We start from the raw sequence: 20,418 nt of genomic DNA, 5'->3' as shown, positions 1-20,418 counted from the left end.
CCTGTCATTCCCTATATGGGTCAGGAAGCCCCAGTTTGCCAAGTATCTCCACCTCGAGCGCCTCCATCAGGGTGACATCGCGGTCACGCTGGTGATCGTAGCCCAGCAAATGCAACAACCCGTGAACGATCAGGTGGGTGACATGATCGGCCATCGGCTTGCCCTGGTCGGCGGCTTCCCGCGCACAGGTTTCCCAGGCGATGGCGATGTCGCCCAGTTCCGGGTCCGAGGGCGGCAGGGGCGTGTCGCCATCCTCCTCGGCGCCGCGTTCTTCCGCGGGCCAGCTGAGCACGTTGGTGGGCTGCGGTTTGCCGCGGAAATCGGCGTTGAGCGTGGCGATGCGGGTATCATCGCAGGCCATCAGGCAGGCCTCGGCCGCCTGCGGATCAAGGCCGAGATGCGCCAGCGTGGCATTGGCGGCGCGAAGCGCCAACGCATCAAGCCCGATCTGTTGCCAGCGGTCGTCTTCCATGATCACGTCGATTGTCATGGGCGGGCATGTAACCGGTTCCGCTGGACAGGAACAGCGAAAATGCGGTTGACCTGGGGCGGATTTGCAAATACCTGATAGAAAAAATCAGATAATGGAGAATGGCATGCCGGATCGCGCGAAGAATGACACCCCAAGGCGTGTGAGTCCGCGCAAATGGGCGGCGGCCACGGCGGCGGGCCTGGCGCTGGTCAGCCCGATGGCCGCGGCGATCACGGCGCCCAAGGCGGCGCTGGCGAGCGAGGCCGGAGAGGCGGGCGAGGCCGGGGAAGCCGGCGTGGTGCTGAGTGAGGGGCCGTCGAACTTCCTGACGCAGCTGGGCTATTTCGAGGGCACCTACCGGATCATCGCGGGGCTTTACCTGGGCGGCGCGCGCGATCTGGCGCGCGAGCACATGGAGCTGTCGCACCATGCCTTCTACGAGGATATCGAACCGGCGCTTGATACCTACAAGGCACCGGGCTTTGCCGGGCAGGCCGCGCATTTCAATACGGTGGTGAACGAGGATGCCCCGGATGCCGAGATCGAGAAAGCGCTGAGCGCGGTGCTGGAGGCCCTGCGCGCCACGGCCGACGCGGCCGGGGCCAGCCCGCGCGAACGGCTGATGTCCTTGCATGACCTGATGAAGCTGGCCGCCGCCGAATATGAAGGCGGGGTCGAAGAAGGCCGTGTCGAGATGGGCATGGAATATCGCGACAGCTGGGGATTCTACGAGAGCGCGCGCAGCCGGGCGCAGGCCATGGCCGAAAGCGGCGATGCCGTGCTGGCGCAGGCGGGCAGGGACGTGCTGGGGCAACTCGACGGGATCGAGGCGCTTTATCCCGGGCTGACTGCCGAGGAAGCAGCGAAGGATGCGTCCCTTCTGGATGTCGCGGCGGGGTGGATCGAGATCATCGCGCTCAGGCAGGAGTGAGCCGATGCCGATCGTGCTGAGTGATGTGGTGAGCGCAGTGGAGGCGAGGGTGCTGCATGACGCGGCGGCCGCGTTGCCGTTCGAGGACGGCGCGAAAACCGCCGGGCGCACGGCCCGGGCAGTGAAGGACAACCAACAGGGCAAGCCCGGCCCCGAGACGAACGCCGTGCTGGACAAGGTGAAGGCCGCGATGCTGGCCCATCCGGTGCTGCAGGCGGTGGCCTATCCCAAGGGGTTCGCCGGGATGATGGTGACCCGCACCGAGGGCGGCGGGCAGTATGGCGATCATGTCGATAACGCGCTGATGGCGGGCAGACGCACGGATGTCTCGTTCACACTGTTTTTGTCCGAGCCCGGGAGTTACGACGGCGGCGCGCTGACGATCGCCGACCGGGTGGAGGAGCGCCAGTTCAAACTGGGGCAAGGCGAGATGGTGGTTTATCCGTCCACCACGCTGCACCGGGTCGAGCCGGTGACGCGCGGCGCGCGGCTGGTCGTGGTCGGGTGGATCACCAGCTGGGTGCGCGATGCGGGCCAGCGCGAGGTGCTCTTTGACCTGTGGCAGGCGCTGGCCGGGGCCGAGGCGGCGGGCGATGCAGACCAGGTGCAGCGGATTTCCAAGGCGCGGTCGAACCTGCTGCGGATGTGGGTCACCTGATGCGGCGCGGGTGCGGGGCGCTCAGGCGACTGGGTCGAGCAGAAGGTCCTCGGCGGCGAGATCGTCCTCGGGAGCGGGCTGGGCCGCGTCGTCTTCGAGCGCGAGCATCGCCATCAGTTCTTCACCGCCGGGCAGCGGTGCGAAGGTATCGTCGGGTGCGACCTGGTAGAACAGGGCTTCGCTTTGTTCCGAGCCGTCGGGGGCGGTGGCCACGCGGGTGACTTCATAGACATGGTCTTCGTTCTGGTCCCAGGCATCGTCATAGCTGGGGGTGAACCAGTCCTGCAGGGTGATCTCTCCGGTCGTGGCGTCGATCACGAAGAGCTGCGCGTCGGGGCCGGTGAGGCTGTAGACCGTGGCGCCCGTGCCCGGGTCCGCTGGGTCCGTTGGATCGGTGAGGTCCGTCGGGTCTGTCGCGTCGGTGGGGTCCGTCGGGTCTGTCGTGTCGGTTGGATCCGTGGTGGTGACGCCGCCTGGGGAGAGGGCGATCAATTCGCCTTCGGCGGTCGTGCCGAACCACAGATCTTCGCTGACCGGATCGCTGCCATCGCCGGCGTCGGAGATGCGGGTGACTTCGTAGACGAAATCCTCGTTCTGGTCCCAGGCGTCGTCAAGCGACGGGGTGAACCAGTCTTGCGGAGCGACTGCGCCCGTGGTCGCGTCGACGGTGAATAGGAACGCATCGGGGCCGGCGAGGCTGTAGGTCGTGCCCTCGGCAGGGGGATCGGCGGGGGGATCTGTCGGGTCGGTCGGATCGGTCGGGCCAGTGGGGTCTGTCGGCTCCGTTGGCTCCGTGGGATCGGCCGGATCGGAAGAGCCGTTGCCATCCGATGCGTCGGTCAGCGCGGTCAGTTCGCCCTCGGCGGTGGTGCTTAAGCGCAGGTTCTCGCTGACCGGGGGGCTGCCATCGGCGGGTGTGGCGGTGCGGGTGAGTTCGTAGATATGATCCTCGTCCTGGTCCCATGCGTCATCGAGCGAGGGGGTGAACCAGTCCTGCGTGGAAATCTGGCCGGTGGCCGGGTCGATGGTGAAGAGAAACGCATCGGGGCCGCCAAGGCTGTAGAGGGTGCCCTCGGCGGGGGGATCGGCGGGGCCGGTCGGATCGACCGGGTCGCCGGGGTCGGAGGGATCGGCCGGACCACCGATGCCGTCGATCACGGTGTATTCGTCTGCAATGTATTGCCGCGCCGTCCAGTCGACATAGACCTGCGCCAGCGCGCCAGTACCATCGAGCACCGCCGGATCGTGTTCGGCATAGGCCAGCATGATTTCGAGCGCTTGCGCGGCGTCGGTCTCGGAAAGGTTCGCGGCCAGATTGCTGGATTGATACTGGACGTAATGGGTGACGGTGTAGTCCTGCCCGGCATGGGCGGCCAGCGCCTCTTCGGCGAATTCGGTGGTGTTGACGTGATCGGTATGTTCGCCCGTGGCATAGCCGCCATCGGCCACCTGCAGGCGGAATTCGGTGGGCGCGTGCAGGTCCATCAGCCCGGTCAGCGTGTTGACGAGGTCATCGCGTGAATAGGTGTTGGCGCCGTCGATGCTGGTGACGCTGTCCAATGTGCCGGCTTCCAGCCGGGCGAGCTGTTCATACTCCTCAGGCGCGAGCAGGCCGCCGCCATCAGGCAGGCGCAGGAAATAGAGGCGGATGCCGGGATCATCGGCGAGCGAGGATGTCGCGATCTCGATCTCGCGACCGCCGATATCGAGGATGAGCGTTTCGTCAATCCACTGGTCCGAGCCCGCCATGACCGAGTAGGCGGCCTTGGCGCCCTCTTCGCGGCCGGCCCAGTAGGCTTCGCCCAGGCCGGCATCGCCGGCGGTGACGAAAACGGTGGTGTTGGAAATTCCGGCCTCGATACTGTCGACGATATCCGGATTCATGAACAGGATATCATCATCCTGATGCGCGACGATGCTCAACGCACCGCCGGTTTCAATGATCGGCATAAACAAGTCCCCCAGACCCTGGCAAACGCAGAAACGTCACCGATTACGCTACCCGACCATCATAGCGGTCCTGACGACAGAGCAACGTTTTTTTTGTTTCCGATCCGGAAACACTCTGTTCAGGGGCCGCGGAGCGGGTCGATGTCGCCGGAATTCATGCGCGTGACGTGCATCTTCGACCTTGGGGTCAGCCCTGTTTTGCGGGATCGGCGGCGTCGTAGGCCTCGATGATGCGGGCGACGAGCGGGTGGCGCACGACGTCCTTCGAGGTGAAGTAGTTGAAGCTGATCCCGTCGATCTTCTTGAGCAGCGTCTCGGCATCCGAGAGGCCCGAGGGCACACCGCGGGGCAGGTCGACCTGGGAGCGGTCGCCGGTGATCACCATACGCGAGCCTTCTCCCAGCCGGGTGAGAAACATCTTCATCTGCATGGTGGTGGCGTTCTGCGCCTCGTCCAGCACCACGAAGGCATTCGACAGCGTGCGCCCGCGCATGAACGCCAGCGGCGCGATCTCGATGCGCTTCTCCTCGATCAGCTTGGCCAGCTGCTTGCCGGGCAGGAAATCATTCAGCGCGTCATAGAGCGGCTGCATGTAGGGATCGACCTTTTCCTTCATATCGCCGGGCAAGTAGCCCAGTTTCTCGCCTGCCTCGACGGCGGGGCGCGACAGGATGATGCGATCGACATGGCCATCGACGAAGAGGTTCACGCCGACGGCGACGGCAAGATATGTCTTGCCCGTGCCGGCCGGACCGATGCCGAAGGCCAGCTCGTTCTGAAACAGGTTCTCGACATAGGATTTCTGCGCGTCGGTGCGCGGTTCGACGGTTTTCTTGCGAGTCTTGATCTCGACCCGGCCGCCACGGAACATTTCAAGCTGATCGCCGGCATAAGAGCCGCCGGTGCTGTCCATTCGAAGCTCTCGGTCGACATCGCCGGATTCGACGCTGCGGCCCGATTCCAGCCGTTCGTATAGTGTGGTCAGGACATTGACCGCCTCGCCCGCCGAGGCATCGTCGCCGATGATGACAAGCTGGTTGCCGCGGCGCAGGATCTGCACGCCGAGCTTCTGTTCGATCTCGGCAAGGTTGCGGTCATACTCGCCACATAGTTCGATCAGCAACCGGTTGTCGGGAAATTCGAGCAGGTGCTCGCGCAGGGCTTCGGGGTCATCGGCGGGTGGGGGCAGCACGGTGGTGGCCAATCAACTCTCCATTCTGAGGTCTGCAGTGAAATGGTGCCAAGCCTGCGCGGCAGGTGCAAGGGCCAGGGTGAAAATGTCATCCATCTGAAACGAAAACAGCCGCGGAGCAGGAGCTCCGCGGCTGATATTTGTGCACACGCTCACCTTGATCAGAGCGGGTCCGAGATCGTCTGGTCGCCCTTGTGCGCGCCCACGGCGGTGTTCGGCGGCGCCACGCCCGAGCAGACCGGCTTGCCGTATTTGTCGAGCCGCTGCGAAAGATAGCCCTCGATCCCGTCGTCGATGATCCAGTGGTCACAGCCGTTGGGATCGACCCAGATCCCGGCGACGAGGTTCGAGAGGTGCTCTTCTTCCGCCCCCTGACCATAGTCGAAGGTCTTGTCGGTTTTCACACGGCCGCCACCGCCTTTGCCCGACAGGGCGGCGATCATGCTTTCGGAGCAGGCCGACAAGAAGGCCGACAAGAAGAAGGCGCCGGTCAGAAGCGCAGCTTGGGTAAACAGTTTCATGATGGCGCTCCCTTACCGGATACAGATGATTTCAACACGACGGTTCTTGGCCATGCCGGCGGCGGTATTGTTGGGTGCCGCGGGCATCCGCTCACCATAGCCGCGGACATCGACCACGCGGGCGCCGGTGCTCTTGGCCACGCGCGCCACGGCATTGGCGCGGCGCAGCGAAAGACGCATGTTGTACTGATCGGACGCACGGCTGTCGGTATGGCCGGCGATCACATAGGCCGTGGCGCCGGTTTTCGCGAAAAACTCGCGCAGGCGGGCCTGGCCGGCGCTGCTGATCCGCGCGCTGTTGGTGGCGAAATACTGGTCCGAGTCCATCACGCCGCACACGTTGCTGCGGCGGCAGACCGGGATACCCTGGCGGTTCACGTGCGGGGTCATGTACCCCTCGAAACCGTCATCCATCACCCAATGCTCGCACCCGTCCGGATCGACCCAGATCGTCGGTGCATAGCGTTCCCCGATCACAACGCCCTCGGCATTTCTGACCGGTTCCTCTTCGTTGCCGGCTTGCTGTGCCTGTGCACCACTTACCGACAAAACAACGCCGAGAGCGGCGGCAGCAAGGCCGCTCGCGAACGTATTAACTGTTTTGGAAATCGTATTCGCCGCAGCTACTGTCCCCTGATTATGTTACCCCTAACCAAGCCCGCAGAGTTGGCAGCCACCGCATGGCCCATACGAATTGTGCCGCCACTCTAGCACCTTCTGTCCTCATGTGAAGGTGATTCCACCCGATATTGCGGTCACGCGACGACAGAACGCTATTTATGCTTATGCGCGATGGGTAGGAGCGCGATGGGTGTGGACGCGGCCCGGCCTGCTCAGGCCAGCACACCGGCGAGCGAATTCGGGCCGCTGGAAACGATTCTCACCTGGCGCAGTTCGCCCACCCCGGCGGGGCAGTCATCGACATGCAGGGCGTGCAGGTGGTCGGACTTGCCGACCATCTGGCCGGGCAGGCGGCCGGGTTTTTCGAACAGGACACCCACCGTCTGGCCTACCATCGCGTCCTGGCGGGCGCGCTGCTGCTCGGTGATCAGCGCTTGAAGCTCCTGCAGGCGGGCATCGGCCAGCTGCGGATCTACCTGCGCGCGCTCGGCCGCGGGGGTGCCGGGGCGGGTGGAATACTTGAACGAAAAGGCTTGTCCGTATCCGACCTGGCGGATCAGGTCTATCGTGTCGGCGAAATCGGCATCCGTCTCTTCGGGGAAGCCGACGATGAAATCGCCCGAGATCAGGATATCGGGCCGCGCGGCGCGGATCCGTTCGATCAGCCGAAGATAGCTGTCGCGCGTGTGGCTGCGGTTCATCCGCTTCAGGATCCGGTCGCTGCCCGATTGCACCGGCAGATGCAGGTAGGGCATCAGCTTTGCGCAGTCGCCATGTGCGGCGATCAGGTCGTCGCTCATGTCGTTGGGATGCGAGGTGGTGAAGCGGATGCGTTCCAGCCCGTCGATGTCGTTCAGGGCCCAGATCAGCCGCGCCAGACTCCAGTCGCCATCGGCGCCCGCGCCGTGATAGGCGTTGACGTTCTGCCCCAGCAGCGTGATCTCGCGCACGCCGCGCTCCACCAGGTCACGCGCCTCGGCCAGCACCCGATCGACCGGGCGCGACACTTCGGCGCCGCGGGTATAGGGCACGACGCAGAAGGCGCAGAACTTGTCGCAGCCTTCCTGCACGGTCAGGAAGGCGGTCGGGCCGCGGCGCGCCTTGGGGCGCGATTTGAGATGCTCGAACTTGTCTTCCTCGGGCATGTCGGTATCGAGCGCCTTTTCGCCGGCGCGCGCCCGCGCCTCCATCTCGGGCAGGCGGTGATAGGCCTGTGGACCGACCACCAGGTCGACCAGCGGCTGGCGGCGCATGATCTCTTCGCCCTCGGCCTGCGCGACGCAGCCGGCCACGCCGATCTTCAGGTCGGGCTTTTCGGCCTTCAGCCCCTTGAACCGGCCCAGCTCGGAATAGACCTTCTCGGCCGCCTTCTCGCGGATATGGCAGGTATTAAGCAGGATCATGTCCGCCTCTTCGGGCCGGCCCACCTGTTCATAGCCCGCACCGCCCATGGCCTCGGCCATGCGCTCGCTGTCATAGACGTTCATCTGGCAGCCATAGGTCTTTATAAAAAGCTTTTTCGGAGCGGTCATGGCATCCTCGCGCGGCAGATCAGGGCGTCTGAGTACATCAGGTCGGGGGTGTCTTGCAATGCACCCGGATTTAACCGATTCTGCGCCACATGAACGACATGACGCAGCAGAAACTCTATGCCGGGGTGAAGGACTTCGTGACCCGTGGCCTGCCGGGCCTGCCCAATGGTCCGGTGGCGCTGATCTTTGCCGAGGACGAGACCGAGCTCGATACCACGCTGCGCCATCACCAGCAGTTGGGGTTCAAGGCGGTGGTGGGTTTCATGCCCGACAGTTTCGCCCTGCCGCCCGACCTGGTGCGCAGCGTGCACCGGGTGCGTCATGACCTGACCGCCGAAGGGGCGCTGGAAACGGCGGTGAACGCGGTGATCAAGGCCGCGCCGGAGCGCTGGTTCTACTACTGCTACAACGCGGAATACCTGTTCTACCCCTTCTGCGAGACCCGCACGGTGGGCGAGATGCTGGCCTTTCACGCCGAGGAACGGCGCGACGCGATGCTGGCCTTCGTGATCGACCTTTACGCCGGCGACCTGGCGCAGTTCCCCGAAGCAGTGTCGCTGGACACCGCCTATCTGGACAAGTCGGGCTATTACGCATTGGCGCGGCCCGATCCGAACAACGACAACCACCCCAAGGAGCGGCAGCTGGATTTCTTCGGCGGCCTGCGCTGGCGCTACGAAGAGCATATCCCCGCGCCGCGCCGCAAGATCGACCGCATCGCGCTGTTCAAGGCCAGGCCGGGGCTGAAGCTGCGCGGCGATCACACCTTCAGTGACGAGGAATACAACACCTATGCCTGTCTCTGGCACAACAACCTGACCGCCGCGATCGCATCCTTCCGCACCGCGAAGGCGCTGAAACGCAATCCCGGCTCGACCTTCGATATCGACACGTTCCGCTGGCACAATTCCACGCCTTTCGAATGGCATTCGCGCCAGCTTCTGGACCTGGGGCTGATGGAGCCCGGGCAGTGGTTCTGACGCCGGCATAGGCGCGCGCCTGCCCCTTCATCTTGCCGCAAATATCCCGGGGGTGTGGGGGCTGGCCCCCACTTGGGCGGTTTTGGGCAATGGACGCGCTGCAAGGGCTGCGCTATCACGCGAAGACCCGAGCATGAAAGGCCCCGAGATGAGCGGACAGGACAGCCCGATCCCGATGATTTCCACCCCCTGCGGCGCGCTCTCGGGCGTGGCCGAGGTGCCGGGCGACAAGTCGATATCGCACCGCTCGCTGATCCTGGGGACGATGTGCGTCGGCGAGACGCGGATCACCGGCCTGCTGGAGGGCGAAGACGTGCTCGACACCGCGAAAGCGATGCGCGCTTTCGGCGCCGAAGTGGAAAAGGACGAGGACGGCGCCTGGCACGTGCACGGCGTGGGCGTGGGCGGTTTTACCGAGCCCGACCAGGTGATCGACTGCGGCAATTCCGGCACCGGCGTGCGGCTGATCATGGGGGCGATGGCGACTTCGCCCATCACCGCGTGTTTTACCGGCGATGCCAGCCTGAACAGCCGGCCGATGGCGCGGGTCACCGATCCGCTGGCGCTGTTTGGCGCGCGCGCTGTGGGTCGTTCCGGCGGGCGTCTGCCGATGGTGATCGAGGGCGCGCGCGCGCCGGTGCCGGTGCGTTACGAGGTGCCGGTGCCCTCGGCGCAGGTGAAATCGGCGGTGCTGCTGGCCGGGTTGAACGCGCCGGGCCAGACCGTGGTGATCGAGAAGGAAGCCACGCGCGATCACACCGAGCGGATGCTCGAGGGCTTTGGCGCCGAGATCACGGTGGAGGAGCAGGACGGCAAGCGCGTGATCACCCTGACCGGCCAGCCGGAATTGCAGCCGCAGGTGATTGCCGTGCCGCGCGATCCCAGCTCGGCGGCGTTCCCGGTGTGCGCGGCGCTGATCGTGCCCGGCTCGGACGTGCTGGTGCCGGGGATCGGGCTCAACCCGACGCGGGCGGGCCTCTTCACCACGCTGCGCGAGATGGGCGCCGAGCTGACCTATGAGAACGAACGCGAGGAGGGCGGCGAGCCCGTGGCGGACCTGCGCGCGCGCTATTCCCCCGACATGCGCGGCATCGAGGTGCCGGCTGAGCGCGCGGCAAGCATGATCGACGAATACCCGATCCTGTCGGTGGTGGCGGCGAATGCCAGCGGCCAGACGGTGATGCGCGGCGTGAAGGAGTTGCGCGTGAAGGAAAGCGACCGGATCGAGGCGATGGCGCGCGGCCTGCGCGCCAACGGTATCACGGTCGAGGATGGCGAGGACTGGTGGACCGTGACCGGCTGTGGCGCGGGGCAGGTGCCGGGCGGGGCCGAGGTGGAGACCTTCCTCGATCACCGGATTGCCATGTCGTTCCTCTGCCTCGGCATGGCGGCGCAAAGCGCGGTGCAGCTGGACGATGGCGCGCCGGTGGCGACGTCCTTTCCGATTTTCGAGCCGCTGATGGCCGGGCTGGGCGCCGATATCAGGAGGATGACATGAGCCGGGCGATCTACGCGAACCTGCAACTGTGGGACCCGCTGGGGCAGATGAAGATCGAGCCCGGGCTGCTTTATGGCGGGCAGAGCATGTTTTTCGTGCTGGCAGCGGATGACCTGGAAAGCGGGCTGATCCGCCTGCTGGACGCGGTGGCGCAGAAGGGGCTGGGCGTGGTGCGGCTGCTTTACGCGGGCGAGGCCAGCAATTTCAGCGACGATCATTTCCCCTTCGAGGTCGACATGCAGACCATGGCCGACGATGCGCTGAAAACCGGCGAGATCTGCGCGCTGGGCCCCTACACCTATGAACCTGCCGCCGCGCCGGAAAGCGAAGAAGTGATGCTGGCCTGTGTCGACCTGGCCGATCCCGCGCAGGGCGGCGCCTATGCCGGCGAGCTCCGCCTTGCCGCCACGCGGGGCAACGTGGCCGATGGGCTGCGGGCGCTGATTGCGCAGATGCAGGCCGAAAGCCTGCGGCTGAAGGCGCTCGAGGACGTCAAGGATGCCTCGGAACACAGCGAGGTGTTCAATTTCGAAATCTCGGTCGAGGACATGGTCAAGCGCGCGAAGGATGCCGATGGCGTCGTCTTCAGCGATCGGCTTGCATATGAGTTCGACAGTTAGGATGATCGCGGATCATGAGTTTTACAGTGGCAATCGACGGGCCCGCGGCTGCGGGCAAGGGAACGGTCTCCAAGGCCGTGGCGGCGCATTTCGGCTTTGCGCATCTCGACACCGGGCTGCTTTACCGGGCGGTGGGGCGCAGGGTGCTGGAGGGGGCCGCGCCGGTGGCTGCGGCGCGCGCGCTGCGGGCCGAGGATCTTGAGGGCGAGCTGCGCACACCCGAGGTGGCGCAGGAGGCCAGCCGCGTGGCGGTGATCCCCGAGGTGCGTGCGGCGCTGGTGGATTTCCAGCGCGCCTTTGCCACGCGGGCAGGGGGCGCGGTGCTGGACGGGCGCGATATCGGCACGGTGATCTGCCCCGAGGCGCCGGCGAAGCTTTTCGTGACGGCAAGCCCCGAGGTGCGCGCCGAGCGGCGCTACCTGGAGCTGACGGCCAAGGGGCTGGAAGTGACACGCGAAGAGGTATTGGCCGATGTGAAGGAGCGAGACGCGCGCGACAGCGAACGCGCCACGGCGCCGCTGAAGCCCGCCGGGGACGCGGTGGTGATCGACACGTCCGAGATGAGCATCGACGAGGCGGTGGCCGCGGCCATTGCCGCGATCGAAGAAAAACGGGGAGAGGGATGATGCAGAAACGGCGTTTGGGCGCATACGGGCCCGAGGTGGCGACGATCGGATACGGGGCGATGAGTTTCGCCGATTTCTATGGCCCCACGACCGAGGAAAACAGCCATGCGATTCTCGATGCGATGCGCGATTGGGGGATCAACCATATCGATACGTCGAACGTCTATGGCATGGGCCGTTCGGAAGAGGCGATTGGCAGCTATTTCGTGAAAAACCCCGGTGCGCGCGATGACTTCGTGATGGCCACCAAGGCTGCGATCACGCGCGACGAAGACGGCAACCGCTGTTTTCGCAATGACCGGGCGCATCTGGAAGCGGAGCTGGACAAGAGCCTGAAGCGGATGGGCGTGGAGCAGGTCGACCTGTTTTACGTCCACCGCCGCGATCCTTCGATGGAGATCGAGGAGGTGACCGGGGCGCTGGTCGAGATCATGAAGACCGGCAAGATTGCGTCCTTCGGGTTTTCCGAGATCGCGCCGTCATCGCTGCGCCGCGCGGCCGCGGTGCACCCGGTGGCGGCCGTGCAGTCGGAATATTCGCTGCAGACGCGCCTGCCCGAACTGGGCCTTGTGCAGGCCTGCAAAGAGCTGGGCACGGCGCTGGTGGCATTTTCGCCGGTGGGCAGGTCCCTGCTGACCGATCACCCGTTGCCGCGCGAGGTGATCCCCGACCTGCCGTTCCTGGGCAGCAACCCGCGGTTCCTGGAACCGAACCTGAGCGTCAACCTGGCGGCAACGGATGCGTTTCGCGCGTTGGCCGCCGAGATGGGCGAACCGGCGGCGGCACTGGCCAATGCCTGGCTTCTGGCGCAGGGCGATCACGTGATCCCGATCCCGGGCACACGCAGCGTGGAGCATTTCCGCGAATGCGTGCGCGGCGGCGAGATTGCCCTGAGCGGCGCCGACATCGCCCGGATCGAGGCGGTGCTGCCGGTGGGATGGTGCCACGGCGACCGTTATTCCGACGATCAGTGGGTCGGCCCCGAGCGCTATTGCTGAGCCAGACCCCGCCGATCGATGCGCGCCGTCAAGGCGGGCGCGCGCCGATCGTGGTTTGATTGCCTTCGACTGACAAGGAGGCTGTCATGAGCGCATTGGGTTTGAAGATCATCGATTCTGCGGTCGAGACCGCGAATGCCTGGATCAACGAGGTGGACACGCGCACCGGCTGGGACCACAAGCAGCGGGCCTATCGGCTGTTGCGGCAGGTGCTGCACGTGGTGCGCGATCATCTGAGCGTGGATGAGGCGGCGCAGCTGGGCGCGCAGATGCCGGTGCTGATCCGCGGAATCTATTACGAGGGCTGGAACCCGTCGAAAACGCCGGTCACCGTGCGCGGCGCCGATGATTTCATCGCGCTGGTGCAGGCCGCGTTCGAGACCGATCCGCTGGGCGATGCGCCCGAGGCCATTCGCGCGGTGATCGCGGTTCTGGACGACCACATCTCGAAGGGTGAGATGGAGGACGTGAAACAGACCTTCACCACGAAGATCCGCACGCTGTTCTGATCCGGCGGCCCGCTCAGTCCGCGGCGGCCACCTGCTGGCGCAGCACGCGGCGCAGGATCTTGCCGCTTGCGGCCTTGGGAATGGCCTCGACGATCTCGATCCGGCGCACCTGCTTGTAATGCGACAGCTCGCCTTCGAGATGGGCCTGCAATTCGGAGAGCGTGGGCGCCTCGCCGGCAGGCACGACAAAGGCCATCGGAATCTCGCCGGCCTCGGCGTCGGGTACGCCGATCACGCCGACATCGGCCACCTTGGGATGGGTGATGAGCGCCGCCTCGACCTCGGCCGGGGCGACCTGGAAGCCTTTGTACTTGATCAGCTCCTTCAGCCGGTCGGTGACATACATCTGGCCATCCTCGTCGAAGCGCACGATGTCGCCGGTATGCAGCCAGCCCTCGGCATCCAGCGTCTCGGCGGTGGCCTTGGGGTTCTTCCAGTAGCCCTTCATCACCTGCGGGCCGCGCACCCAGAGCTCGCCCTCGGCGCCGGGGTCCACGTCCTGCCCGGTTTCGGGATCGACCACGCGGCATTCGGTATTGGGCACCGTGGCCCCCGAGGCCCCGGCGCGCGCCTGTGCGGGCGGCGAGGTGTGCGAGACAGGCGAAAGCTCGGTCATGCCGTAGCCCTGGGTGGTGACGCAGCCGATGCGGCTTGCCACGGCATCGGTCACGTCGCCGCCCAGCGGCGCGGCGCCCGAATTGATCTGTTCGACCGCCGACAGGTCGTAGTGATCGACGGCCGGGTGCTTGGCCAGCGCGATCATCACCGGGGGGACGACATACATGCGCCGGGTGCGGTGTTCCGAACTGAGTTTCAGGAACAGGTCCAGATCGAAGCGCGGCATGGTGACGAGCCCGCCACCCGCGGCCAGCACGATGTTCATCAGGCATTCCAGCCCGTAGATGTGAAAGAACGGCAGGAAGGCCACCGTCATCTCGCCCGGCTCATGGCTGGTGGTGGCCAGCGTCTGATCGACGTTCGAGGCGAGGTTCCAATGGGTCAGCATCACCCCCTTGGGCAGGCCGGTGGTGCCCGAGGAATAGGGCAGGGCGACGACGTGGTCGCGGATATCGACCGGGGTCTGTTCGGCTTGCGGCGGGCCCATCAGGTCACTGAGTGAGAGCGCGCCCTCGGCTTCGCCGATCACGGCGATTTCTGTCACCTGTGTGCCTTGCGCCGCTTCGCGCGCGGTGTCCATGAACTGCGGGATGGTCACCAGAAGCGTGGCGCCGGAATCGTTGAGCTGGTGCTGCACTTCGTGCGCGGTGTAGGTCGGGTTGATCAGAGTCACCGTGCCACCTGCCCAGGCCACGCCGTGGAATACCACGGCGTATTCCGGCAGGTTGGGCGCCATCAACGCCACCATCGTGCCCCGGCCCGTGCCGCGCGCATTCAGGCCACCGGCCAGCGACTTCACCGCATGCATGAACTGGGCCACGGTCAGGGTGCGGCCCGTGGGCCCGTCGATCAGCAGCGGGCGGTCGGGATCGTCGCCCAGGCCTTCGAACACGCGGTTGGTGATGGATATCTCGCGTAGCACGACATCCGGATAGGGGCTGGTGATGATGGTCATTGGTGTTGGTCCTCCCTGAAAGGGAAGCTAGGGCCGCGCGGGGCAATTTGCCAAGCAGAACGCGCCGTCATTTGCCGGACGCGCCGGCCGGCTTGCCCCGGGGCCAGGGCGCGCTATCGTGAGGATACGGGGAACGAACGCGGGGAGCATGCGATGAGCGAGCGGATGACGGGCGGTGCGGCACTGGTGCGGCGGGTGCTGGAACACGGGGTGGACACGGTTTTCGCGCTGCCGGGCGTGCAGACCTATCCGTTGATGGATGCGCTGCAGAAGGCGGGCAACCGCGTGCGGGTGGTCCATCCGCGCCATGAACAGACGGCGGCCTACATGGCGATGGGTTATGCCAAGGCCACGGGCAAACCGGGCGTGTTTTCGGTGGTGCCGGGGCCGGGGGTTCTCAACGCCGGGGCGGCGCTCTGCACGATGGTGGCGACGAATGCGCCGGTGCTGATGCTGACAGGGCAGGTGCCGTCGGGGTTCCTGGGCCGCGGGCGCGGGCACCTGCACGAAATTCCCGATCAGCAGGCCACGCTGCGCAGCTTCATCAAATGGGCCGACCGGGTGCCGCGCGCAGCCGAGGCGCCTGCGCTGGTGGACGAAGCCTTTGCCCGGATGCAGTCGGGCCGGCCGGGGCCGGTGGCGCTGGAAATGTGCTGGGACACGATGGCCGAGGAGGGCGCGGTGGATTTCGCCGATCTGCCCCCGCGGCCCGAGGCCCCCGCGCCTGATGCGCGGGCGATCGTGGCGGCGGCAGAGCTTCTGGCCGGGGCGAAACGCCCGATGATCGTGGTGGGCGCGGGCGCGCAGCATGCCGGGCCCGAGGTGCAGGCGCTGGCCGAGACGCTGGGCGCGCCGGTCAGTGCCTTTCGCGGCGGGCGCGGCGTGGTGCCCGACACCCATCCGTTGGCCGCGCAGTCGGCGGCGGCCTATGAGATGTGGGCGGAGACGGACGTGCTGATCGGGATCGGCTCGCGCTGCGAGATGCCGACGATGCGCTGGACCGGGATGATGGCGGCGCTTGACCGGGTGCCCGGGAACCGCAAGCTGATCCGGATCGAGATCGATGCGGAAGAGCTTTTGCGGCTGAAACCGGATGTGGGGATCGTCGCGGATGCGGCCGAGGGCGCGCGCGCCTTGACGGCGGCGCTGGCCGGGCGGGTTGCGCCCGATCCGGGGGCGCAGGAGCGCGTTGCCGCAGCACGGGCGGCGGCGCGCGAACAGGCCGAGGCGGTGCAGCCGCAGGTGGGATACCTGGATGCGATCCGCGAGGTACTGCCGCGCGAGGGCATCCTGGTCAAGGATATCTGCCAGGTGGGCTTTGCCTCGTATTTCGCGTGGGACGTCTATGGCCCGCGCACCTACCTGACCTCGGGCTACCAGGGGAACCTGGGCTTTGCCTTTCCGACCGCGCTGGGGGCCAAGGTCGGCTGCCCCGAAACGCCGGTGGTGGTGGTCACCGGCGACGGGGGCTTTATGTTCGCAGCGCAGGAGTTGTCGACCGCGGCGCAGCACGGGATCGGCGTGGTCACTATCGTCTTCAACAACAGCGCCTATGGCAACGTGCGCCGCGATCAGCAAACCCGGTTCGAGGGCCGCGTGATTGCCAGCGACTTGCCCGGCATCGACTATATCGCGCTGGCCGGGGCGCAGGGCGTGCAAGGCTATAGGGTGGACAGCCCGGAAGCGTTGAAGCCGGTGCTGGCGCAGGCGATCGCGGCAGATCAGCCGGCGCTGATCGAGGTGATGGACGAGCCGGGAAGCGAGGGTGACCCGTGGCCGCTGATCCTGCGCCAGCCGGTCTGAACCTGGCACCACGCGGGCGCGCGCCCGCGTGGTGCGGGGCCGCGGGGCCCCGCGGTCTTTGCCCCGGCGCTAGGCGCCGACCTTGTCGCGCAGGAAGCGGCGCAGGATCTTTCCGGAGGCGGATTTCGGAATCTCGTCGACCACTTCCAGCAGGCGCACCTGTTTGTAATGCGCCAGCCGTGACTCCAGGTAGTCCTGCACCGACTCGAGCGTCGGCGTCTCGGCCCCCGGTGCGGCGACGACGAAGGCCATGGGCAATTCGCCGGCATCGTCATCCGGCACGCCGATCACCGCGGCATCGGCGATGCCCGGGTGGGTGACCAGCTCGGCCTCGAGCTCGGCCGGGGCGACCTGGAAACCCTTGTACTTGATCAGCTCTTTCAGCCGGTCGGTGATGAAGAGGTATCCGTCCTCGTCGATATGGGCGATGTCACCGGTTCTGAGCCAGCCATCCTCGGTGATCGTTTCGGCGGTGGCCTTGGGGTTGTTGAGATAGCCCTTCATCACCTGCGGCCCGCGCACCCAGAGCTCACCATCTTCGCCCGGCGGCATGTCGGTGAGAGTTTCGGGGTTCACGATACGGCTTTCAGTGTTCGAGATCGCCACGCCCGAGGCGCCCGGCTTGCCCTTGCCCTGCGGCGAGACGTGGGAAACCGGCGACAGCTCGGTCATGCCATAGCCCTGCGTGGCGGAGGTGCCCAGGCGCGCGCCCATCGCCTCGGCCACGTCGGCGCCCAGGGGGGCCGCGGCCGAATTCACCTGGATGACGTGGGAAAGATCGAATTGGTCGACCAGCGGATGCTTGGCCAGCGCCAGCGCCACCGGCGGCACGATCCAGAGCCGCGGGGTTTTGTATTCGCTGGCGAGCTTGAGATACATCTCGAGGTCGAAGCGCGGCATGGTGACGAGTCCACCGCCGCCCGCGAGATAGATGTTCATCAGCACTTCGAGTCCGTAGATATGGAAGAAGGGCAGGAAGGCCACGGTCATTTCCTTTTCCTGCACATCCGCAGGCACCAGCGACTGGTCGATATTCACCACCAGGTTCTGATGCGTCAGCATCACGCCCTTGGGTAGACCGGTGGTGCCCGAGGAATAGGGCAGGGCGACGACATGGTCGTCAACCGGGACAGGGGACTGTTCCTCCATCGGGGCGCCCATGCATTCGGAAAGCGGCACCATACCGTCGGGGGCATCGCCGATGATGATGATCTCCTTGACGCCGGTACCCTTGGCGGCCTCGCGCGCGGTATCGGCGAACATGGCAATGGTCACCAGAACGTCGGCGCCGGCATCGTTCAGTTGATGGTTGACCTCATGCGCGGTGTAGGTCGGGTTGATCGTGGTCACGGTGCCGCCGGCCCAGGCGCTGGCATGGAACACCATGCAATATTCGGGGATATTGGGTGCCATCAGCGCCAGCACCTTGCCCGCGCCATAGCCGCGTGCCGTCAGGCCACCGGCGAGCGACTTGACCCCGCCGATGAACTGCGCGCCGGTTATCTGACGCCCCGAGGGGCCATCGACCAGGATCGTCATCTCTGGATCGATCCCTTCAAAGACGCGCTGGGTGATGGTCTTGTCGGTCAGTGCGACATCGGGAAACTGGCTTTTGTAGATGGTCATGTGAAATCCTCCCTTTTCGGGGAGATTACACGGCATGACAGGAACGCCAACAGGTTTGTGCCGATTTCGACGCCCTGTCGCAAATCATGATGCAAGCGGCGCTGTGGATCGCGCGCCGCCTGCCGAAACCTGCAAATGCAGCGGCGGACAGTGCGGCCTGTGAGCGGGGAAAGGACGAGTCATGGTGCAAGTCTTGTTCAGTGTCTGGGCCCTTTTGCTGGGCATCGTGCTGATCATGCTGGGCAACGGCATGCATTTCACCCTGATCGGGCTGCGCGGCGGGATCGAGGGGTTTTCGGCCTCGGAACTGGCCGTCGTGACCTCGGGCTATTTCGTGGGGTTCCTGTCGGGCGCGCGGATCACGCCAGTGCTGATTCAGCGCGTGGGACATGTGCGCGTGTTCGCGGCGCTCGGTAGTTTCATGTCTGCGGGACTGATCGCCTTCACGCTGTTGGCCGAACCCTGGGCCTGGACGCTGTTGCGGGTTCTGGTGGGCTTTTGCATGTCGGGCATCTACGTGGCCGCCGAAAGCTGGCTGAACAATGCCTCGACCAACGAAACGCGCGGCAAGGTGCTGTCGGCCTACATGATCGCCCAGACGCTGGGGATCATCGGGGCGCAGGGATTGCTGACCCTGGGCGATGCCGGGACGTCGGCATTGTTCGTCGGCGCCTCGATCCTGGTATCGATATCCTTTGCCCCGATCCTGCTGTCGGTCAGCCCTGCGCCGGCCGTCGAGGTGGCCCGCCCGATGCCGCTGCGCGACCTGTTTCGCGGCTCGCCACTGGGGACCGTGGGGATTTTCCTGCTGGGCGGAGCCTATGCCGCCATTTCGGGCATGGGCGCGGTGTTCGGCACCCAGATCGGGCTGACCGCGTCGCAGATCGCCCTGTTCGTCGCCATGCTGTTTGCCGGGGCGCTGGTGCTGCAATACCCGATTGGCTGGCTGTCGGACCGGGTGGACCGGCGAAAACTGATTTTTAGCGCGGCCGCGCTTGGCGCGGCCTCCTGCGCATTGGGCTGGTTCGCCGACAACGGCCTTTGGGCCCTGATGGCGGCCGCGTTTTTCGCAGGCGGTGTTACGACCCCGCTCTATGCCCTGATCCTTGCCTATACCAACGATTTCCTGCCGGTCGAGGATATGCCGGCTGCGTCCGGCGGGTTGGTTTTCACCTTCGGGCTGGGCGCCATCGCCGGCCCGATGATCACGGGCTGGGCCATGCAGGGGGCCGGGCCGTTTGCGTTCTGGCTCGTGCTGGGCGCGATCTTCGTCGTGATGGCGCTTTACGCGCTGTACCGCATGACGCAGCGCGCGGCGCTGCCGGCTGACGAAACCGAAAGTTATGTCGGCGTGTTGCCGACCGCATCGCCGGTTTCGGTCGAGGCGGCGGGGACCTGGGCCGCCGAGCAGACAGAGGCCGAGTAAGCTGCCGTTGACGCGTCCTGATTGTGTCAGGTCGCGAGATAGGGCCAGGCAGGCCCCGTGATGCATGCCTTGATTTCAGTCAATGTCCGGTTACGGAAAGCGCTCTAGATTTTGAAAACAGTTGGCCCGAATTCTCGTGTTCCTCGTCGTTGCCTTGTTCTTTCAGTGACCGGCGTGCGTTCCGTGAGACGTTATTGGCCAAGACTCGGTTTTGGGAGGAAATTATGAAACCAGGACTTCTTTTTGCATCGCTGTTCGCCGTCGCTGCGGCGGGGCCTGTTGTCGCAGAGGACTCGGCACTCATTCTTGGCAAGTCATCCTACAAGGCGAATTGTGCCCTGTGCCATGGCCCGGAAGGCAAAGGCGGAGGGGAGGTTGCCGAACTGTTTCGCGTGCCCCCGTCGGATCTGACCAAGCTCGCCGAGCGGGCGGGCGGCCGGTTTCCGTTCCACGAAGTCTACCGCATCCTGATCAGCGGCATGGAAGAAGCCGGGCATGGCGATGCCGAGATGCCGATCTGGGGGGACTACTTCCTTGCCGATTCTCTGGCAGACCGGGGTGTCAGCCAATCTGACGCCTTGGAAATCGCGGCCGGCCGGGCGCTTTCGCTGGTGCTCTACCTCGAGTCGATCCAGGAGACCGAATAGAGCGCGCCGCGCGCCGGGGTGCCACGGGATCCGTGATCGGCAGTCGCGCGGCCCCGGGCGATCGCCGTGAACTTGTGGCGCCGCGGCGACGGCGCGGGATCCTGCGCCGGTTTCCGGCACAACCCCGCTACCCTGCGTGCTTGCCCCTTGCGTCATGGGGCCAAACCGCCTATGTAGCGCGCGTCGACAAGGCGGAACCGCCATAGAACATCGAGATGAGCAGGGTCGGGCAACT

19 protein-coding genes are annotated in these 20,418 nt (G+C 65.7%); 11 read left to right on the top strand and 8 right to left on the bottom strand.

Annotation, left to right across the window (positions count from 1 at the left end):
- Window positions 1-4: 4 nt before the first annotated feature.
- Window positions 5-490, bottom strand: coding sequence for an rRNA maturation RNase YbeY (ybeY, locus tag E0501_RS18630; protein WP_137702923.1), 486 nt, complete (start codon window positions 488-490; stop codon window positions 5-7).
- A gap of 142 nt (window positions 491-632) precedes the next feature.
- On the opposite strand from ybeY, the gene E0501_RS18625 reads away from it, so the two are divergent.
- Both E0501_RS18625 and E0501_RS18620 read left to right on the top strand, forming a co-directional pair.
- Window positions 633-1,403, top strand: coding sequence for a hypothetical protein (locus E0501_RS18625; protein ID WP_137702922.1), 771 nt, complete (start codon window positions 633-635; stop codon window positions 1,401-1,403).
- Window positions 1,404-1,407: 4 nt separating this feature from the next.
- Window positions 1,408-2,061 carry a Fe2+-dependent dioxygenase gene (locus E0501_RS18620; protein ID WP_161594661.1) on the top strand — a complete coding sequence of 218 codons (654 nt, stop codon included), beginning with the start codon at window positions 1,408-1,410 and terminating at the stop codon, window positions 2,059-2,061.
- A gap of 21 nt (window positions 2,062-2,082) precedes the next feature.
- Here the strand turns inward: E0501_RS18620 and E0501_RS21715 are convergent, their stop codons facing one another.
- From E0501_RS21715 to miaB, 5 genes are all read right to left on the bottom strand, one after another.
- Window positions 2,083-4,011, bottom strand: coding sequence for a PIG-L family deacetylase (locus E0501_RS21715; RefSeq protein WP_137702920.1), 1,929 nt, complete (start codon window positions 4,009-4,011; stop codon window positions 2,083-2,085).
- A gap of 187 nt (window positions 4,012-4,198) precedes the next feature.
- On the bottom strand, window positions 4,199-5,215 hold the full coding sequence (locus E0501_RS18610; protein ID WP_137702919.1) for a PhoH family protein: 1,017 nt from the start codon (window positions 5,213-5,215) through the stop codon (window positions 4,199-4,201).
- A 149-nt stretch (window positions 5,216-5,364) separates the two neighbouring features.
- Window positions 5,365-5,646 (bottom strand): hypothetical protein, encoded by a 282-nt coding sequence (locus tag E0501_RS18605; protein ID WP_235857916.1) that lies wholly within the window; start codon window positions 5,644-5,646, stop codon window positions 5,365-5,367.
- 90 nt (window positions 5,647-5,736) lie between these two features.
- Complete coding sequence (locus E0501_RS18600) at window positions 5,737-6,273, bottom strand: OmpA family protein (RefSeq protein ID WP_235857911.1); 537 nt, start codon at window positions 6,271-6,273, stop codon at window positions 5,737-5,739.
- A gap of 284 nt (window positions 6,274-6,557) precedes the next feature.
- The gene (gene miaB, locus E0501_RS18595; protein ID WP_137702916.1) at window positions 6,558-7,877 is read right to left on the bottom strand and encodes a tRNA (N6-isopentenyl adenosine(37)-C2)-methylthiotransferase MiaB; all 1,320 of its coding nucleotides are present in this window, start codon (window positions 7,875-7,877) and stop codon (window positions 6,558-6,560) included.
- A gap of 98 nt (window positions 7,878-7,975) precedes the next feature.
- On the opposite strand from miaB, the gene E0501_RS18590 reads away from it, so the two are divergent.
- The 6 genes from E0501_RS18590 (at window position 7,976) to E0501_RS18565 (ending at window position 13,108) form a co-directional block, all read left to right on the top strand.
- Complete coding sequence (locus E0501_RS18590) at window positions 7,976-8,857, top strand: glycosyltransferase family 2 protein (RefSeq protein WP_407943471.1); 882 nt, start codon at window positions 7,976-7,978, stop codon at window positions 8,855-8,857.
- Between the two features lie 148 nt (window positions 8,858-9,005).
- Window positions 9,006-10,355 (top strand): 3-phosphoshikimate 1-carboxyvinyltransferase, encoded by a 1,350-nt coding sequence (gene aroA / locus E0501_RS18585; RefSeq protein WP_137703066.1) that lies wholly within the window; start codon window positions 9,006-9,008, stop codon window positions 10,353-10,355.
- Window positions 10,352-10,975: a hypothetical protein gene (locus tag E0501_RS18580; protein ID WP_137702915.1), complete on the top strand. Its 624-nt coding sequence runs from the start codon at window positions 10,352-10,354 to the stop codon at window positions 10,973-10,975. Before aroA ends, E0501_RS18580 begins: the two co-directional genes overlap by 4 nt.
- A 14-nt stretch (window positions 10,976-10,989) precedes the next feature.
- The gene (cmk, locus tag E0501_RS18575; RefSeq protein WP_137702914.1) at window positions 10,990-11,601 is read left to right on the top strand and encodes a (d)CMP kinase; all 612 of its coding nucleotides are present in this window, start codon (window positions 10,990-10,992) and stop codon (window positions 11,599-11,601) included.
- Window positions 11,601-12,599 (top strand): aldo/keto reductase, encoded by a 999-nt coding sequence (locus tag E0501_RS18570; protein ID WP_137702913.1) that lies wholly within the window; start codon window positions 11,601-11,603, stop codon window positions 12,597-12,599. The genes cmk and E0501_RS18570 overlap by 1 nt, the downstream gene beginning before the upstream one ends.
- Window positions 12,600-12,685: 86 nt before the next feature.
- On the top strand, window positions 12,686-13,108 hold the full coding sequence (locus tag E0501_RS18565) for a DUF2267 domain-containing protein (protein WP_137702912.1): 423 nt from the start codon (window positions 12,686-12,688) through the stop codon (window positions 13,106-13,108).
- Between the two features lie 13 nt (window positions 13,109-13,121).
- Here the strand turns inward: E0501_RS18565 and E0501_RS18560 are convergent, their stop codons facing one another.
- The gene (locus E0501_RS18560; RefSeq protein WP_137702911.1) at window positions 13,122-14,681 is read right to left on the bottom strand and encodes an AMP-binding protein; all 1,560 of its coding nucleotides are present in this window, start codon (window positions 14,679-14,681) and stop codon (window positions 13,122-13,124) included.
- Between the two features lie 153 nt (window positions 14,682-14,834).
- Between E0501_RS18560 and E0501_RS18555 the strand changes: the two genes are divergently transcribed.
- A complete protein-coding gene (locus tag E0501_RS18555; RefSeq protein WP_137702910.1) occupies window positions 14,835-16,484 on the top strand; it encodes a thiamine pyrophosphate-dependent enzyme in 1,650 nt (549 codons plus the stop codon).
- A 69-nt stretch (window positions 16,485-16,553) separates the two neighbouring features.
- Here the strand turns inward: E0501_RS18555 and E0501_RS18550 are convergent, their stop codons facing one another.
- Window positions 16,554-18,110, bottom strand: coding sequence for an AMP-binding protein (locus E0501_RS18550; protein ID WP_137702909.1), 1,557 nt, complete (start codon window positions 18,108-18,110; stop codon window positions 16,554-16,556).
- 181 nt (window positions 18,111-18,291) lie between these two features.
- Here E0501_RS18550 and E0501_RS18545 point away from each other — a divergent pair, with 181 nt between their 5' ends.
- Together E0501_RS18545 and E0501_RS18540 are read left to right on the top strand one after the other, a co-directional pair.
- Window positions 18,292-19,536: an MFS transporter gene (locus tag E0501_RS18545; RefSeq protein WP_137702908.1), complete on the top strand. Its 1,245-nt coding sequence runs from the start codon at window positions 18,292-18,294 to the stop codon at window positions 19,534-19,536.
- Between the two features lie 224 nt (window positions 19,537-19,760).
- A complete protein-coding gene (locus E0501_RS18540) occupies window positions 19,761-20,183 on the top strand; it encodes a c-type cytochrome (RefSeq protein ID WP_137702907.1) in 423 nt (140 codons plus the stop codon).
- The last annotated feature ends 235 nt before the right edge of the window (window positions 20,184-20,418 follow it).

The sequence above is a fragment of the Marimonas lutisalis genome (genome assembly GCF_005434965.1).
In the GTDB taxonomy this organism is placed as follows: domain Bacteria; phylum Pseudomonadota; class Alphaproteobacteria; order Rhodobacterales; family Rhodobacteraceae; genus Marimonas_A; species Marimonas_A lutisalis.
This window is presented reverse-complemented; position numbering and strand designations above follow the sequence as displayed.